This is a genomic window from Microbacterium sp. M4A5_1d, assembly GCF_053345465.1.
Genome location: NZ_JBKFAD010000001.1, coordinates 320,342 through 336,117, shown reverse-complemented (window position 1 = coordinate 336,117; position 15,776 = coordinate 320,342). Strand labels below are relative to the sequence as shown.

General features: G+C 69.9%; 11 protein-coding genes. 7 read left to right on the top strand and 4 right to left on the bottom strand.

Annotated features, from left to right (window positions below):
• The first annotated feature begins 25 nt into the window (after window positions 1-25).
• The 5 genes from leuS (at window position 26) to ACLBWJ_RS01475 (ending at window position 6,484) form a co-directional block, all read left to right on the top strand.
• Window positions 26-2,608 (top strand): leucine--tRNA ligase, encoded by a 2,583-nt coding sequence (leuS, locus tag ACLBWJ_RS01495; RefSeq protein ID WP_354450628.1) that lies wholly within the window; start codon window positions 26-28, stop codon window positions 2,606-2,608.
• Window positions 2,609-2,679: 71 nt separating this feature from the next.
• The gene (locus ACLBWJ_RS01490) at window positions 2,680-3,108 is read left to right on the top strand and encodes a TlpA family protein disulfide reductase (RefSeq protein WP_269266230.1); all 429 of its coding nucleotides are present in this window, start codon (window positions 2,680-2,682) and stop codon (window positions 3,106-3,108) included.
• 51 nt (window positions 3,109-3,159) lie between these two features.
• Window positions 3,160-3,474: a hypothetical protein gene (locus tag ACLBWJ_RS01485; RefSeq protein WP_447659611.1), complete on the top strand. Its 315-nt coding sequence runs from the start codon at window positions 3,160-3,162 to the stop codon at window positions 3,472-3,474.
• Between the two features lie 68 nt (window positions 3,475-3,542).
• Window positions 3,543-4,157: a ComEA family DNA-binding protein gene (locus tag ACLBWJ_RS01480; protein WP_447659610.1), complete on the top strand. Its 615-nt coding sequence runs from the start codon at window positions 3,543-3,545 to the stop codon at window positions 4,155-4,157.
• Window positions 4,154-6,484, top strand: coding sequence for a ComEC/Rec2 family competence protein (locus tag ACLBWJ_RS01475; protein ID WP_447659609.1), 2,331 nt, complete (start codon window positions 4,154-4,156; stop codon window positions 6,482-6,484). Before ACLBWJ_RS01480 ends, ACLBWJ_RS01475 begins: the two co-directional genes overlap by 4 nt.
• Before the next feature lie 9 nt (window positions 6,485-6,493).
• Here the strand turns inward: ACLBWJ_RS01475 and ACLBWJ_RS01470 are convergent, their stop codons facing one another.
• Complete coding sequence (locus tag ACLBWJ_RS01470) at window positions 6,494-7,093, bottom strand: TetR/AcrR family transcriptional regulator (protein ID WP_447659608.1); 600 nt, start codon at window positions 7,091-7,093, stop codon at window positions 6,494-6,496.
• A gap of 92 nt (window positions 7,094-7,185) precedes the next feature.
• Between ACLBWJ_RS01470 and ACLBWJ_RS01465 the strand changes: the two genes are divergently transcribed.
• Window positions 7,186-8,301, top strand: coding sequence for a zinc-binding alcohol dehydrogenase family protein (locus tag ACLBWJ_RS01465; RefSeq protein ID WP_447659607.1), 1,116 nt, complete (start codon window positions 7,186-7,188; stop codon window positions 8,299-8,301).
• Between the two features lie 41 nt (window positions 8,302-8,342).
• Window positions 8,343-9,383, top strand: coding sequence for a DNA polymerase III subunit delta (holA, locus tag ACLBWJ_RS01460; protein WP_323987680.1), 1,041 nt, complete (start codon window positions 8,343-8,345; stop codon window positions 9,381-9,383).
• Window positions 9,384-9,444: 61 nt separating this feature from the next.
• On the opposite strand, the gene rpsT is transcribed toward holA, so the two are convergent.
• From rpsT to ACLBWJ_RS01445, 3 genes are all read right to left on the bottom strand, one after another.
• On the bottom strand, window positions 9,445-9,705 hold the full coding sequence (rpsT, locus tag ACLBWJ_RS01455; protein ID WP_112614742.1) for a 30S ribosomal protein S20: 261 nt from the start codon (window positions 9,703-9,705) through the stop codon (window positions 9,445-9,447).
• Between the two features lie 116 nt (window positions 9,706-9,821).
• On the bottom strand, window positions 9,822-10,559 hold the full coding sequence (locus ACLBWJ_RS01450) for an alpha/beta fold hydrolase (protein WP_023950752.1): 738 nt from the start codon (window positions 10,557-10,559) through the stop codon (window positions 9,822-9,824).
• A gap of 116 nt (window positions 10,560-10,675) precedes the next feature.
• On the bottom strand, window positions 10,676-15,580 hold the full coding sequence (locus ACLBWJ_RS01445; protein ID WP_447659606.1) for an ExeM/NucH family extracellular endonuclease: 4,905 nt from the start codon (window positions 15,578-15,580) through the stop codon (window positions 10,676-10,678).
• Between the last annotated feature and the right edge of the window lie 196 nt (window positions 15,581-15,776).

The following is a 15,776-nucleotide window of genomic DNA, read 5'->3' as shown; positions in this document are numbered from 1 at the left end:
TTCGCATTCCCAGATTGGTTCACCCGTGACCGACAGCTCCACTGATCGCGCCAACACGCCCGATTCCGCCGCTTACGACGCCCACGCCGTGCAGGCGAAGTGGCAGCGCGCCTGGGCAGACGCCGATCCCTTCCGGGCCGGCGGCGATGACGACAAGCGTCCCCGCAAGTACGTCCTCGCGATGTTCCCGTACCCCTCGGGCGACCTTCACATGGGGCACGCCGAGAACTACCTCTACTCCGACATCGTGGCCCGCTTCTGGCGGCACCGCGGTTACAACGTGCTGCACCCGATCGGCTGGGACAGCTTCGGCCTGCCCGCTGAGAACGCCGCCATCAAGCGCGGTGCCGACCCCCGCGCATGGACGTACGACAACATCGCTCAGCAGAAGCAGAGCCTGCACGAGTACGGCGTCTCGTTCGACTGGAGCCGCGTGCTCCATACGAGCGACCCCGAGTACTACACCTGGAACCAGTGGCTGTTCCAGAAGCTGTACGAGAAGGGGCTGGCTTACCGCAAGGAGAGTCCGGTCAACTGGTGCCCGAACGACCAGACGGTGCTCGCCAACGAGCAGGTCGTCGACGGGCATTGCGAGCGCTGCGGCGCCGAGGTGGTCAAGAAGAAGCTCACGCAGTGGTACTTCAAGATCACCGAGTACGCCGACCGCCTGCTCGACGATCTGAATCAGCTCGAGGGCTTCTGGCCGCAGAAGGTCATCCAGATGCAGCGCAACTGGATCGGCCGGTCGGTCGGCGCCGACATCGACTTCGAGATCGAGGGCCGTGACGAGAAGATCACGGTCTTCTCGACCCGACCGGACACGCTGCACGGTGCGACTTTCATGGTCGTCGCGCCCGACTCCGACCTTGCCGCCGAGCTGGCGGCGGGGTCGTCCGAGGAGGTGCAGCAGCGTTTCCGTGAGTACCTGCAGACGGTCCAGAAGACGAGCGAGATCGACCGTCAGACCGCCGATCGACCGAAGACCGGCGTCTTCCTCGACCGTTTCGCGATCAACCCCATCAATGGCGAGCGACTGCCGATCTGGGCGGCGGACTACGTCCTGGCCGACTACGGCCACGGTGCGGTGATGGCTGTTCCGGCGCATGACCAGCGCGACCTCGACTTCGCACGCGCATTCGACCTGCCGGTGCGCGTCGTCGTCGACACCACCGCGCCGGTGACCGGGGCGATGCCGGTCATCGAGCTCGACGACGAGGGCGTGCCGATCGACCCGACGCCCGCGATCGACGACATCGACCCCGCCCGCACGGGTGTTGCACTCACGGGCGACGGCCGGATGATCAACTCGGGTGCGCTGGACGGGCTCAGCAAGCGCAACGCCATCGCCCGTGCCATCGAGCAGCTGACCGCGAGCGGAAACGGGCGCGCAGCCAAGACCTACCGCTTGCGGGACTGGCTGATCTCGCGTCAGCGCTTCTGGGGAACGCCGATCCCGATGATCCACACCGACGACGGCCGTATCGTCCCGGTGCCCTCCGAGGAGCTTCCGGTCCGCCTCCCGTCCGTGGAGGGGCTCGACCTCACGCCGAAGGGCTCCTCGCCGCTCGGGGCGGCGACCGATTGGGTCACCACGACCGATCCCGAGACGGGGGAGCCGGCCCTTCGCGACCCCGACACGATGGACACCTTCGTCGACAGCTCGTGGTACTTCCTGCGCTTCCTGTCGCCGAACGACGCAGGCCAGCCCTTCGCGCCTCGCGAGGCCGACAAGTGGGGCCCGGTCGACTTCTACATCGGCGGGGTCGAGCACGCGATCCTGCACCTGCTCTACGCACGGTTCATCACCAAGGCTCTCTTCGACATGGGGCAGGTGGAGTTCACCGAGCCGTTCTCGAGCCTCATCAACCAGGGCATGGTCATCCTCGACGGCGCGAAGATGTCGAAGAGCAAGGGCAACCTCGTGCTCTTCCAGGAGGAGCTCGAGCAGCACGGCGCCGACGTCCTGCGTGTGGCACTGGCCTTCGCCGGACCCGTCGAAGACGACAAGGACTGGGCAGACGTCTCGACGACGGGAGCGGCGAAGTTCCTCGCCCGTGCGCTGCGCGTGGCTGCGGACGTCGACAGCGAGATCGACGTCGTCTGGGCCGAGGGGGATGCCGCGCTCCGTCGCGTCACCCACCGCCTCTGGGCCGACGCTCCGGGGCTCGTCGAGCAGACGAAGTTCAACGTCGTCGTCGCTCGACTCATGGAGCTCGTGAACGCCACCCGCAAGGTCATCGACAGCGGCGCCGGCGCCGGCGACCCGGCGGTTCGCGAGGCAGCGGAAGCGATCGCCGTCATCCTCGACCTGTTCGCCCCGCACACCGCCGAGGAGATGTGGGAGACGCTGGGCCACCGGCCGTTCGTGGGCCTTACCGTCTGGCGTCAGCCCGACCCGACCCTTCTCGTCGAGGAGTCCGTCACCGCGGTCGTCCAGATCGACGGGAAGGTCCGCGGCACGCTCAGCGTGTCGGCGAAGATCTCCTCCGACGAGCTCGAATCGCTCGCCCGCAGCGACGACAAGATCGTCCGCGCGCTCAACGGTCGTGAGATCGCCCGCGCCGTGGTGCGGGCGCCGAAGGTGGTCAGCTTCACCACCGCTCGCTGATGACGGCGGGGGAGTCGTCACGCGATGACACACTTCCCCGCCGCTGTCGCCGGCGGTCTACGGTGGCGATCGTGCAGCCGCTTCCCGCCGTCATCCTCACCGTCGTGCTCGTCGCGTTCGTCGCGGCGGTCGGTCTGGTCTCCCGGCGTTCGCGGGGTCGCTCCCGCGATGTCGCAGACGGCGAGCTCGTGACGCCCGCGATGATTGGCGCGAGCGCCTTCGGTGGCTCCGCCACGCTGCTGCAGTTCAGCACCGAGCTGTGCTCTCGGTGCCCCGCGGCGCGACGCGTTCTCTCGTCGCTCGCCGCGGAGCATGACGGCGTCCGCCACGTTGAGGTGGACCTCACGCATCGCCCGGACCTGACTCGTCGGTTCGAAGTGATGCAGACACCCACGGTTCTCGTGCTCGACGGTACCGGGAGGGTTCGTCAGCGCACCGGTGGTCTTCCGGATCGGTCCGCGCTCGCGACCGAGATCAGCCGTCTGCTGCGGGAGGTCTGACCGCGGAGCGCGCCCTGGGGTGTGCTCTTCCGGACCTACCGCGTCCCGGCCATGGGGCTGGTCGCGGGTGTCGGGTTCCTCGCGAGCCTTGCCGCGTTCGTGTTCTCGTTCATCCCGCCGACGGGATTCACCGCGTTCTCACCCGCCTTGTATCCCTGGATCGTCGGGCTGGTGATCATCGTCCTCGGTGCACCGCCGCTGATCTTCTACGCCGTGCGCAAGCCGTCGTGGGACATGCGCACCGCAGAGGACAAGAGCGTCCCGGTCACCCATGAGGCGGATCCACCCGCAGGTGCGGATCCGGGATCAGCGCCGGCTACTCGACGACGGCCGGATACCGCGTCGGGCCCTCCCCAGACAGGGTGATGCCCATGATCTCCCGAAGCGACGACCCGCGGCCGAACGGTCGGGAGCGTCCCGCCTAGCCTGACGGCGTGACTGCTCCCGACCCCGCTCCGGCCCGGCGCCGCCTGGGTGTCGGGGCACTGGTCGTCCTCGTTCTCGCCGCAGTGGCGGTGACTGTCGCGATCGGCATGATCCGCTCTCTCGCGGCGCCCGTGGCGGTGGTGACCCCCGTCGTGACGCCGGCGGCCCCGGCCCACAGCGACACCGGCGCCGCCGCCGTGTACGTCCACGTCCATGGCGCCGTCGTGAGTCCCGGCCTGTATCGCCTGGACGCCGACGCGCGCGTGGTCGACGCCGTGGCCGCGGCCGGCGGGTTCAGCGACACGGCCGATCCGGCGGGAGTGAACCTCGCGCGCACCGTCACCGACGGCGAGCAGCTTTTCGTCCCCGAGCCCGGTCAAGCGCCGCCCGAATCGGCAGGCGGTGGAGCGTCCGGCGGGGCGGGTACGGACGGCCTCGTCGATCTGAACACCGCGGATGCCGCTGCGCTCGACACGCTTCCGCGCGTCGGTCCTGCGCTGGCCGAGCGGATCATCGCCTGGCGCGAGGAGAACGGGCGTTTCACGAGCGTCGAAGACCTGCTGGCGGTGTCCGGGATCGGCGAGAAGATGCTGGAGGCACTGCGGGAACGGGTCCGCGTGTGAGCGCCCGCATCCGCCGTCGCGACCTCCGCTTGCTCCCCGTCGCGATCGGTGTCTGGGTCGTCGCACTCGTGGCGACGCACCATCCCGAGGTCGCGGTCATCGTGGCGGCGGTCCTGTGGACGGTCGCGACGGCATTGCTGGTGGCCGTGGCGATCTCCCTTCGCAGGTCCCGCGGCGCCGCACGCCCGCGACGTTCGCCGATCACGATCTTCGCCGTCACTCTCGCTTTCGCCGCCGCGGCCGTCTCACACATCGCGATGAGCGCGCCGGACCGCGATCGGGTCCTCGCATTGCCCCTCTCCGGCGGGCGAGTGGTGGCGATCGAAGCCGATGTCACGGGAAAGATCCTGAGCTCTGCGACGGGCTGGCGTTTCGACGCTGTCGCCACCCGTGTGCGGATCGGCGGCGACGTCACCGCGACCCGGGTGCCTGTCGTCGTCCGTACGACCGAGCGTCCCGTCGGGCTCGACCTCGGTGCCACCGTCTCGCTCACCGGCTCCGCCGCGCCCGCCCGGCCGGGGGAGCGGGCGGTCCTCGTCATCACGGCGGCCGGCCCGCCGGAGGTGGTATCCCGGCCGCGGGGTCCCCTCGCCCTGGCTTCAAGCCTCCGCACAGCGCTGCTCGCGCAGGCCGCTTCGCTGCCGCAGCCGGGCGCAGGCCTGGTCGCAGGGCTCGCAGTCGGCGACACATCCGCGGTCACTGTCGAGCTCGATGCGCAGATGAAGACCGCTTCGCTCTCGCATCTCACCGCGGTCTCCGGGGCGAACTGCGCGCTCGTCGTCGGCATCGCGTTCGTCGGCGCCGGGATGCTGGGGCTGCGCCGCCCGTGGCGCGTCACGATCGGGCTCGCGGCGCTCTCGGGCTTCGTGATCCTCGTCTCACCCGAGCCGAGCGTCGTGCGCGCGGCTGCCATGGCCGGGATCGCGATGCTCGCAGCGCTGCTCGGGCGCGCGGGTGCGGGAACATCCGTTTTGTGCCTGGCAATCGTCGCGTGTCTGATCGCCGACCCCTGGCTCGCCGGCAGTATCGGGTTCGCTCTGTCGTCGGCGGCGACCGGAGCCCTGATCCTGTTCGCCGGACCTGTGAGCGACTCGCTTCGGCGCTTCATGCCGCGCCCGCTCGCGCTCGCTATCGCAGTACCGGCCGCTGCCCAGCTCGCGTGCACCCCGATCCTGGTGATGATCGATCCGCGACTGCCCGTGTACGCCGTGCTCGCCAACGCGCTGACCGCGCCCGCGGCACCGCTGGCGACCATCGCCGGCCTCGCGGCATGCCTGAGCGCCGGGGTGCCGCTGTTGGCGAGCGGTCTCGCCGCGATCGCCTGGGTGCCCTGTGCCTGGATCGCCGCCACGGCGGAAGCGGTCGACGCCGTCCCGGGTAACTCGATCGCATGGATCCCGGGTGCGCCGGGCGTCATGCTGGCGACGGTCCTCTGCACCGCGCTGCTGCTGGCTATGCTGCCCGGCACCCCTCGCCGGGTTCGTCGCATTTCGACGGGGCTCGTCGCCCTCGCAGTGGGCGGGGCGGTCGGCGCGGGCCTCGTAACGGGGCCGCTCGACCGGGCGCGAACACCCGAGGACTGGGCGATCGCGCTGTGTGACGTGGGCCAGGGCGACGCGGTCCTCGTGCGCTCGAATGACGCCGTCGCTCTCGTCGACACCGGTCCCGATCCCGAGGCCCTCGCGGCGTGCCTGGACCGGTTCGAGGTCAGCCGTATCGATCTCCTCGTACTCACCCACTTCGACCTCGACCATGTCGGCGGCAGCGATGCGGTCATGGGGCGCGTCGGTGCGGTTCTTCACGGTCCGGTCGCGGAGCCGCAGGAGGAGCAGCTGCTCGCGCGGCTCGCCGCTGCCGGGGCAGAGGTTCGCACAGCTTCCGCCGGGCTGGCGGGGGTGCTGGGCGCCGCCGAGTGGGAGGTCCTTTGGCCGCGCAGTCGCGCGAGCGGGTTCGCGCCCGGCAACGATTCGAGCGTGGTGATCGATGTCCGCGGAGGCGGGATTCCCGCCGTGCTGCTCCTCGGCGATCTCTCGGAGACGCCCCAGCTGGCCCTCGGGGCCGCGCTGCGGTCGACATACGACGTCGTGAAGGTGTCGCACCACGGCAGCGCCGACCAAGCCGCGTCGCTGTACCGCCGACTCGGCGCGCGCGTTGCGCTGATCGGGGTGGGGGAGAACTCCTATGGCCATCCACGCGAAGAAACCCTCGCCCTCGTGCGGTCGCTCGGTCACGAGATCGTCCGCACCGACGAGACCGGGGCGGCAGCGCTCACCATGACGGATGACGGCATCCGGGTGTGGCGCGAGCGCCTCACGGCGTCGGGATGAACCCGAGGTTCAGTCCGCGTTCTCCGGGCCGTGAGCCGGTTGCTCCGGGTGGGAGACGTGTTCGGCCAGCCGCGCATAGGAGTCGGTGATGATCGAGGCCAGTGTCGCGTCGGAATCCTCAGCGGTCCACAGCTCGAGCGCGGTGTCGAAGAGCCCCACGACTGTCTGGGAGACGAGCAGAGCGTCGATGTGATCGGCGCCGCGTCGCCGGAGCCCGTCGCGGATCGCTTGCGCCAGCACCGCTGACTTCGATCGCTCGCGCTCGATGAGATGTGGGTCGGTGGCGATGATCGATCGGCGCTCGCGGATCGCGTCGCGCCATGCCTCCAGCTCGGGCGTGACGGCGAGCAAGCCGTGCATGGCCAGTGCCATCGGGCCGAGCCCGTCGGGCGCGGCGGCGAGCAGGTCGGCGACGACATCCGGAAACTCGCGCTCTCGCAGGAAGAGCACGTCGCGCTTGTCGGGGAAGTGACGGAAGAACGTCCGCGTCGTCAGACCCGCCCGCTCGGCAATCTGCGGCACCGTGGTGGCCGCATACCCCTGCGACCGGAACAGCTCGACGGCTGCTTGTTCCAGGCGCAGTGCGGCATCGGGAGCCCAACGTGGCATGGGGCGAGCCTACCTGATGACATCATGTGACATCATGGGCACGACGCAGTGATGACAGATCGTGTCATCGCCCTTCGAAACGGAGCCCACCCATGTCATCGAATGCCGCCGCTTGGCTTCCGTCCGCGCGCGCCGATCTCGTCGTCGGGCCCGCTGCGATGCATGAGCCTGGCCCGGGGGAGCTCCTCGTCCGCAGCCGGGCGGTCGCGGTGAACCCGCTCGATGACGTCAAGCAATGGACAGGCGACCTGATGTACCGCTGGCTGGGCTATCCCGCGGTGCTCGGGGAGGATGTCGCCGGCGAGGTCGCCGCCGTCGGACCGGGAGTGACGCGCTTCGCGGTGGGCGACCGCGTTGCCGCGTACGCCGTCGGGATGGAGCGCGGCCGACGCCATGAGGCGGAAGGCGCGTTCCAGCTCTACGTCGTCGCGCGAGAAGACCTCGCGACCCCGTTGCCCGACGGTCTTCCGTACGAGCAGGCCGCGGTGCTGCCGCTCGCCGTCTCGACGGCGGCCACGGCTCTCTTCCAGGATGATCAGCTCGCACTCCGCAGCCCGAGCGCCGACGAACCACCGACGGGGGAGACCGTGGTCGTGTGGGGCGGCTCGACGAGTGTGGGGAGCAACGCGATCCAGCTGGCGGTGGCGGCGGGCTATCGCGTCATCACCACCGCGTCATCGCACAACGAGGCGCGAATGCGCGAGCTCGGCGCGGAGCTCGTCGTCGACTACCGCGACCCCGCAGCCGTCGCCGCCATCGTCTCGGGCGTCGAAGGCAGCCCCCTCGCCGGTGTGGTCGCGATCGGGGCGGGCTCGGGCGATGCCGCGGTGAGGATCGCCGCCGCGGCCGGCGCGTATCGCGTCGCTCTGCTGAGCCCGCCGGTCGCCTTCACGACGCTTCCGCGCCGCAGTGGCCCGAGCATCGCGTTCCTGCGCACGATGACGACGATCGGGCTGGCTCAGCTCGCGACGCAGGCTCGGGCTCACCGCCACGGCATCGCGGCCCGGTTCGTCTGGGGGAGCTCTCTCATGACCAACAGCGTCGGACCCATGCTGTGGGAGCAGTACTTGCCCGGGGCTCTCGCCGAGGGCCGGCATGTCTGTGCCCCCGAGCCCGAAATCGTCGGGGAAGGTCTGGAGAGCATTCAACACGCGCTGAACCTGCTTCACACAGGCGTCTCCGCCCGAAAGCTCGTCGTCCGCCTGTAGCGCCACCGATCGGGGTCGGTGGTCGCGATTAGGCTGGGAGCATGCCGCCGAGTCCCCGACGTCCTGCCGCCCGCAGTGCCGCGAAGTCGGCTATCCGGCAGCTGTCGTGGCGTACGCCGGAACCGGCGCCCATCGTGCTCGTCGCAGGCCCCGAAGAGGTGTGCGCCGAGCGCGCCATCGCCGGACTCCGCGACTATCTGAAGGCCGAGGACCCGAGCCTCGAGGTCTCCGACATCCGCGCCGACGACTACGCCGCGGGCACCCTTCTCGGGATGGCGTCGCCCTCACTCTTCGGCGAACCTCGGCTCGTGCGAGTAGCGGGCGTCGAGAAGTGCTCCGACGCCTTCCTCGCAGAGGCCCTCGCGTATCTCGAGAATCCGCAGGAGGGCGCCACGATCGTCCTGCGGCACACGGGTGCGAGTGTCCGGGGCAAGAAGCTGCTCGAGGCCATCCGTTCGGGCATCGGGGGCGGGGTCGAGATCTCAGTTCCCGCGATCAAGCGCGACTCCGACCGTTTCGACTTCGCGGCGGGGGAGTTCAAGGCTGCGGGCAAGCGGATCGCTCCGTCGGCGCTGCGCAGCCTCGTCTCCGCTTTCGCCGACGACCTGACCGAGCTCGCGGCCGCCTGTCAGCAGCTCATCTCGGACGTGCCCGGTGACATCGGCGACCAGGTCGTCGAGCGGTATTACGGGGGTCGGGTCGAGACGACCGCCTTCGCCGTCGCCGACACCGCGATCGCCGGCCGCTACGGCGAGGCCCTCATCACGCTGCGGCACGCTCTGGCCAGTGGGGCCGACCCCGTGCCGCTCGTCGCTGCGATCGCCTCGAAGCTGCGCACCATGGCCCGCGTCGTCGGTACGCGCGAGCCGTCCGCCGCGCTCGCTGCCCGGCTCGGCATGAAGGACTGGCAGGTCGACCGAGCCAAGCGCGATCTCGTCGGCTGGACGGAATCCGCCCTCGCGACCGCGATCCAGGCGGCCGCCCGCGCGGATGCCGAGGTGAAGGGCGCCTCGCGCGACCCCGTCTTCGCGGTCGAGCGGCTTGTCACCGTCATCGCGACGCGGTCACCCTACGGGTCCTGATCGCTCAGCGGCAAAGCGAAAGGCCCGCCCCACATGGGGACGGGCCTTCGACAGCGGCGGCTCAGAGAGCGGCGACCTGCTTCGCGATAGCCGACTTGCGGTTCGCAGCCTGGTTCTCGTGGATGACGCCCTTGCTCACGGCCTTGTCGAGCTTCTTCGTGGCCTTGGCCAGCGCCTTCTCGGCAGCGGCCTTGTCGCCGGCGGCGATGGCCTCGCGGGTGCGACGCACCTCGGTCTTCAGCGCGCTCTTGACGGCCTTGTTGCGCTCGCGCGCCTTCTCGTTGGTCTTGTTGCGCTTGATCTGCGACTTGATGTTCGCCACGTTCGACGTATCTTTCGTTCGGAGTTTTCGGTGGATGTGCCGGGCGACAGTAGAGGGATGCCGCACGGCGGTCGTGTGAGGGAGGAACCCACACGGCAAGCCGACTTCAGAGTCTATCAGGTCGCGTCGCGAGAGCCGGTATTCGCGAGGGTCGCGAGGGCGAGGTCGATGACCGCGTTGAACACGCGCGGACGCATGGCCGTGACGAGGTGGCTGGTGCGGGGGACGACGATCAGTTCCGCCTCGGGGGCGAGCTTCGCGAACAGCCGTTCATTGACGCGTAGCTGGTCGTACTGACCGTTCACGAACCAGGTCGGCACATCGATCCGTCGGATCGCCGCGAGCAGGTCGAGCACCGACAGGCTCGCCAGCGCAACGTCCTGCGCGTCGTAGGCGTATCCGCCGGCGCCGAAGTCCGGCCGGGTCTCGACGGGAAGCGTGCGGTCGAGGACCCAGTCGGTGATCCGCTGGCCACGGCCGGGCAAGCGGTCGAACCCGAGGGCGAGCGCTCGGTACACCGCGAGGCCGAAGCCACGGGGGATCGCGGTGCAGGACGCGGCGATGAACGCCGACACCGGCGGGCGTTCCTCGCGGCCGACGTAAGCGGTGCTCAGCAGCCCGCCCATCGAGTGGCCCACCAGCAACACGGGGCCGCGCTCAGCGGCATCCCGAACCGCATCGTCGATCGTCGCGAACGCACCATCGAGGGTGAAGGTCTCGGCCATGCGAGTGCCGTGGCCGGGCAGGTCGAGCGCCGTGACGGGGATGCCGCGATCCTGGAGGTGGGCCACCTGAGCGCGCCACATCGTGGCCGAGGTCCGGATCCCGTGCACGAGCACCACCTGCGCGGTCATGCTTCCACCCTACGGACCCGAACCCTGCGCGGGGGAGCAGCTCGGCGAGCACATGAACGAGTGAGGGCGACCGGTGATCCCGGCCGCCCTCACGTCGCATCAGCGTGCCCGCGAAATCATCGCTCCGAGACGGCACCTCGTCGCCGCGTCAACGCGATGACGCCGCCCGCGACGAGGAGCATCGCTCCCGCGAGCAGAACGCCGAGCGGCGTCTCCGCGCCGGTCACCGCGAGCTGCCCCGAGCGCACGACGGTGATCGCGAACTCCAGCGGCTCCTCGCCGGCCGTCGAGATCCGCAGCGTGTGGGCTCCCACCGCGAAGTCTGCGGGAATCGCCACCCGGAATGACGTGACGCCGGAGCCGTCAGCGGCCGTGATGCCGCGTACCTCGACCGGCTCGCTGAAGAGGGTCGCACCGATCTGCTGGCCGGGCTCGAGGCCCGAGACCCGCACATCGATGAACCCACCCTGCTCGACGCGGGTGGTGGAGAGCTCGACCTGCGCCCACGCCGCCGTGCCCGGGTCGGTACCCGGCTCGGTGCTCGGCTCGCCGATCCGAACGGGGATGGTGACCGTCGTCTCCGTGGCATCCGTCGTCAGGACGAGCTCCGCGGCGCCGTCAGCGAGGCCAGTCGGAAGCGGCACGGACACGACCGCGCTTCCGCCCGCGACCGGTGTGGACGCGATGACCTCGCCGCCGAGGGACACATCCACCGAACCGTTCTGGGGCGCTCCGAGGCTCGTCATGTCGAGGTTCGACACGGTGAGCTGGAGCGTCGAGCCCGCAGCTGCGGTCTCGGGCACCCCCTGGACCCGGACGGCGTGCTTCGTGAACGACGGCGCGACGGGCTGCTGCGCGCCGAGGTACTCGATCCAGGCCTCGTGGTCGAGGAAGCCGGTATCGACGTAGTCGGTGCCCGCGGCGAAGGCGCGGAAGTTGTCTCCCGACCCGGATGCGAGGAACGAGAGCGTGCCGATGCGGTACTCGGCGTCGAGGTCGAGCGGCTGCCCGTCGACCGTGACCGAGGTGATCCGGCTGCCCTCCGGGCGGGTGTCGTCGAACGTGTAGGTCACATTGTCGGACAGGCCCAGCTGCAGGTACGGACGCGACGGCACGTTGCCGTCCTTATCGCGCTGCCACTGCTGCTCGAGGACGCGCACGAAGTCGGCGCCCGTGAGGGTCACGAGGGCCATCGTGTTGTTGAACGGCAGCACGGCGTACGCCTGACCCCAGGTGATCGTGCCGTCCGGCACGCCCGCGACCGCGTTGGCCCCGAACTCGGCCTGCGTGTCGAACAGGTCGGCCCGAAGGCCGCCGGAGTTCGTCACGCCGATCTGCGCGCCGTTCGGCAAGTTCGCCAGGTTGGAGCGGATCGACTCCGCGACGAGGTTTCCGAGCGAGGACTCCGACGCCCGGTCGTCGCGCTTGCCGCCGGCATAGGCGCCGTCGACATACGAGCCGCCCGAGTACGCGCTGGTGATATCGGCGGAGATCGTCGCGACCGGCGTGTTGCCGATCTCAGCGAAGTCCGCGAGCGCCTGCCGGACGATCTCGTCGACCTCGGCGACGCGCGGGTAGGTCGCGATCAGGTCGGCGGCGGGCGTCTCGGTCTGGCCGACGTTCTCCTGTGAGTGCGAGACGACCTCACCGCTCGTGGGATCGACCGAAAGGACGACCTTGCCGACGAACTCGCCGTACGAGCCGGTCTGGACGATCGGTCGCGTCCGGTCCGTTCCCGGGATCGGCGCCGACCACGCGTACAGCTTGTGCGTGTGACCGGTGTAGATGGCGTCGACCTCGGGGGAGGTCTCCTTGACGATGCGGGCGAAGACCGCACTGTCGGCGACGGCCTCGTCGAGGCTCGCGTCCGAGGCGCTGTCGGCCGCACCCTCGTGGTAGAGCGCGACGATGACATCGGCCTGGTCGCCGGAGCCGTCGGTGAGGTCGGCTGCGACGCGGTTGACCGCTTCGACGGGGTCTCCGAACTCGAGACCGGCGATGCCCGCGCCGCTCACCAGCGACGCGGTCTCCTCCGTCACGACGCCGATGACGCCGATCGTGAGGCCCTGAGACTCGATGAGCTCGTACTCGTCGAACTGGGGATCGGTCGTGCCGGCGGCGTAGACGTTCGCCCCGAGGTGCGAGAAGTCGGCACGCGGGATGACGCGGTCGCGCAGGTCGGCGAAGCCGCGGTCGAACTCGTGGTTACCCACCGCGCTCGCCCGCAGATCGAGGGCGTTCAGCACGTCGATCGTCGGCTCGTCCTGAGCGAGTGACGACGCCGGGAGCGAAGCCCCGATGTTGTCACCGGCCGACAGCAGGACAGCGTCGGGAGCGGCCGCGCGCAGCTCCTCGATGGTTCCGGCGAACCCGACGGTCCCCGGGACCTCGGGCTGGGCCTCCACCTTCCCCTCGGCGGGCTTGGCAGGCGTGACGCCGGTGATGCGGCCGTGGAAGTCGTTGATCCCGAGCAGCGTCAGATCGATCGGCTCGACCGGGGCCGACGCCTCCGCCGAGAGCCCGACCTTCACCGGATCGTGGTCCGACGAGCGGTAGGGGCCATCGTCGTGGAAGTTCACCGGGAAGTAGTTGTGCCGGCTGTACTCCAGGAAGATCGACTCGCCCGCGTTGATGTTCCACACGTCGGCGCCGGTGGCGCGCTCGTACGCGGCCTCGTTCATGAGGATGTGGTCGAGCGAGCCCGAAAGCTCCTGGAACACGTAGCTGGTGTCAGTCGCGTCGAAGGCGATCCCCGCGTCGACATATCCCGACTCGTAGAACACCTGCATCGGGTCCTCCTGCGAGTAGGAGTTGAAGTCTCCCGCCAGCAGCACCGAGTCCACGTCGCCCTGGATCCGATCGACCCATGCGTCGAGCGAGCGCGCCTGTCGCACGCGCGACTCGTTCGAGGCTCCCTGGCCGTCTCCGGTGTCGGCGTCACCCGCCCAGGGGCCCGCCGAGCCCTTCGACTTGAAGTGGTTGACGACGAAGAGGAACGCTTCGCCGCCGTCGACCGGGGCAAAGGCCTGCGCGATCGGCGTCCGTGCGTTCTGGAAGGCCTCGCCCGCGTCGGACTCGGTTCCGAGAGCACGAGCGTCGCCGACCCGTTCGACGGCGCTCGGCTGGTAGATGATCGCGTTCGTGATGACGTCGCGCCCTGCGGCATCCGGCAGCTCGTCCGATGACGGCACGAATGCCCAGCGCTCCGAGCCAGCCGCCGCGTTGAGGGCGGCGACGAGTGAAGCGGTCGCCTCGTCGGGCTGCTCACCGAGCCGTGCCGAGTCCTCGATCTCCATGAGACCGACGACGGAGGCGTCGAGCGCGTTGATCGCGGCGACGATCTTCTCCTGCTGGCGTTCGAAGGATGCCGAGTCCCACGCCCCGCGCTGATCGCAGCCCCCGCGGACGTTGGTCCCCTTGCCCTCACGATCGGTGTAGGCCTGGCAGGCGCTGTCTTCGACACCGAGGGTCGTGAAGTAGTTCAGGACATTGAACGACGCCACCGAGACGTCCCCGCCGACCTCCGCCGGAACGGCGGTGCGCGTGTTCTCGACGGTGATGTCGTCGTCACGGTTCTCGCCGGCGACGATGTGCCGCACCGGGCTCAGCTTCCACGAGTCGTTGCGGTAGTCGAAGACGACAGGCGCGTCGAACGTCACCCGAGCGCCGACGCGAACGGGCTCGCTGGTCGAGATGTAGGGCGGTGTCGCACCCGCTGCCCCGAGGTTGGTCGACGAACCGTCGTCGAGCACCACGCGACGTGCGGCGTTGTCCGCCGCGACGGCTGCGGCTTCGGCAGAACCGGGACGCGCGACATCCGTGGGCTGGCGCAGCGGCTCGGCGCCCGCGGCGAGCACGAGCTCGCCGAATCGGTTGAGGTTGTAGTTGTCGGCGACGACGAAGTCGCCCTGCGGCTGAACCAGCATCGACTCGAGCGCTTGGCGGTGCGCGTCGTCGGTCGGCCACGCCACCGCCGCCGGCACCACCGGGGCCGCGTCGGCGATCGCCGTCGCACCTCCCGGGCCGACGGTGAGCTGCGTCAGCCCGAAGTAGTCGCCCACGACACCGGTGACGCGCACCGTGCTACCGGGCGTGACCTCTCCGACCGCAGCGGGGGAGTAGACGAAGATCGCGTCGGAGGCCCGATGCGTCGCGAAATCGATCGCACCGCCGGTGCCGCCTGTCTGGATGACGTAGCCGTTGTACCCGCCCGTGGGATAGTGCGCCGTCACGACGCCTTCCGTCGTGACGGTCTGACCTGCCAGGGGCGAACGAGCGCCCGGGCCCTGAATCTCGCTGATCGAGACCACCTCGGGCCCAGCGGGCTGCTCCGGCTCACCGGGCTGCTCCGGCTCACCCGGCTGCTCCGGCTCACCCGGCTGCTCCGGCTCACCCGGCTGCTCGGGGATCGTCCCGGCTGCGCCCTGGGGCGTCGGTGCACCGGCCGTGAAGTCGGCCCCGTTGTCGGCGGTGTTCGCGCCCTGGTCGTCCCGAGCGATGCTCGTCGCGTTGGTCGTCGCCGGTGCCGCGCCGGAGCCTGCGAAGTCGGTCGCGTTGCCCCACCCGACGTAGTCGACGACAGCGTCGTTCTGCGCGAGGCCCGATCCACCGCTGAGCGCGGCCGTCGAGTTCACGAGCGCGACCTTGCCCTGCGTGCCGCTCATCGGGATGGAGCCCTCGATGTCGGCCGTGAAGCCGGGCAGCGCGGCGTTACCGCCGATGGCCTGGCCGATCAGCAGGTGCCCGCCGGGTTCGATGGTGGCACCCGCGAGAGCAGTCACCTGCCAGTTGGCTCCCGTGCTCGACGCGTACTGGACGCTCCAGCCGTCGAGCGAGACAGCGGCATCCGAGGTGTTGCGAAGCTCGATGAAGTCGCGGTTCAGGGGCGCGCCGTTGTTTCCACCGCCGCCGTAGATCTCGTTGATCACGACGGGCGCGTCAGCGCCGACCGCGGCACGCGCGGGCATCGCGGCCCACCCCACACCTCCCGCCACGATCGCGACGGCGGCGCTGGAGGCCACCCATCTGTACCAGGGGCGTCGCGCGGGCGCGACAGGGTCTGCTGTGATCACGGTGCTCTCCCGGGGGGCGGACCGGGCGCGGGGGATATCGCGCAACCACCGGCCGCCGCACTGAGCATTCGACGTCATCGACGTGTTCGGCAAGTAGCGGAATGGTTAATTGTTTATCACCCAGCTGAGTGCTGGCGTGTCCGGC

What these genes read in the sequence shown, in the direction of transcription:
- ACLBWJ_RS01485 (WP_447659611.1), top strand. Translation starts at nt 3,160, where the DNA reads ATGGGGCTGGTCGCGGGTGTCGGGTTCCTCGCGAGCCTTGCCGCGTTC.
- ACLBWJ_RS01470 (WP_447659608.1), bottom strand. Translation starts at nt 7,093, where the DNA reads ATGCCACGTTGGGCTCCCGATGCCGCACTGCGCCTGGAACAAGCAGCC.
- ACLBWJ_RS01465 (WP_447659607.1), top strand. Translation starts at nt 7,186, where the DNA reads ATGTCATCGAATGCCGCCGCTTGGCTTCCGTCCGCGCGCGCCGATCTC.
- holA (WP_323987680.1), top strand. Translation starts at nt 8,343, where the DNA reads ATGCCGCCGAGTCCCCGACGTCCTGCCGCCCGCAGTGCCGCGAAGTCG.
- ACLBWJ_RS01450 (WP_023950752.1), bottom strand. Translation starts at nt 10,559, where the DNA reads ATGACCGCGCAGGTGGTGCTCGTGCACGGGATCCGGACCTCGGCCACG.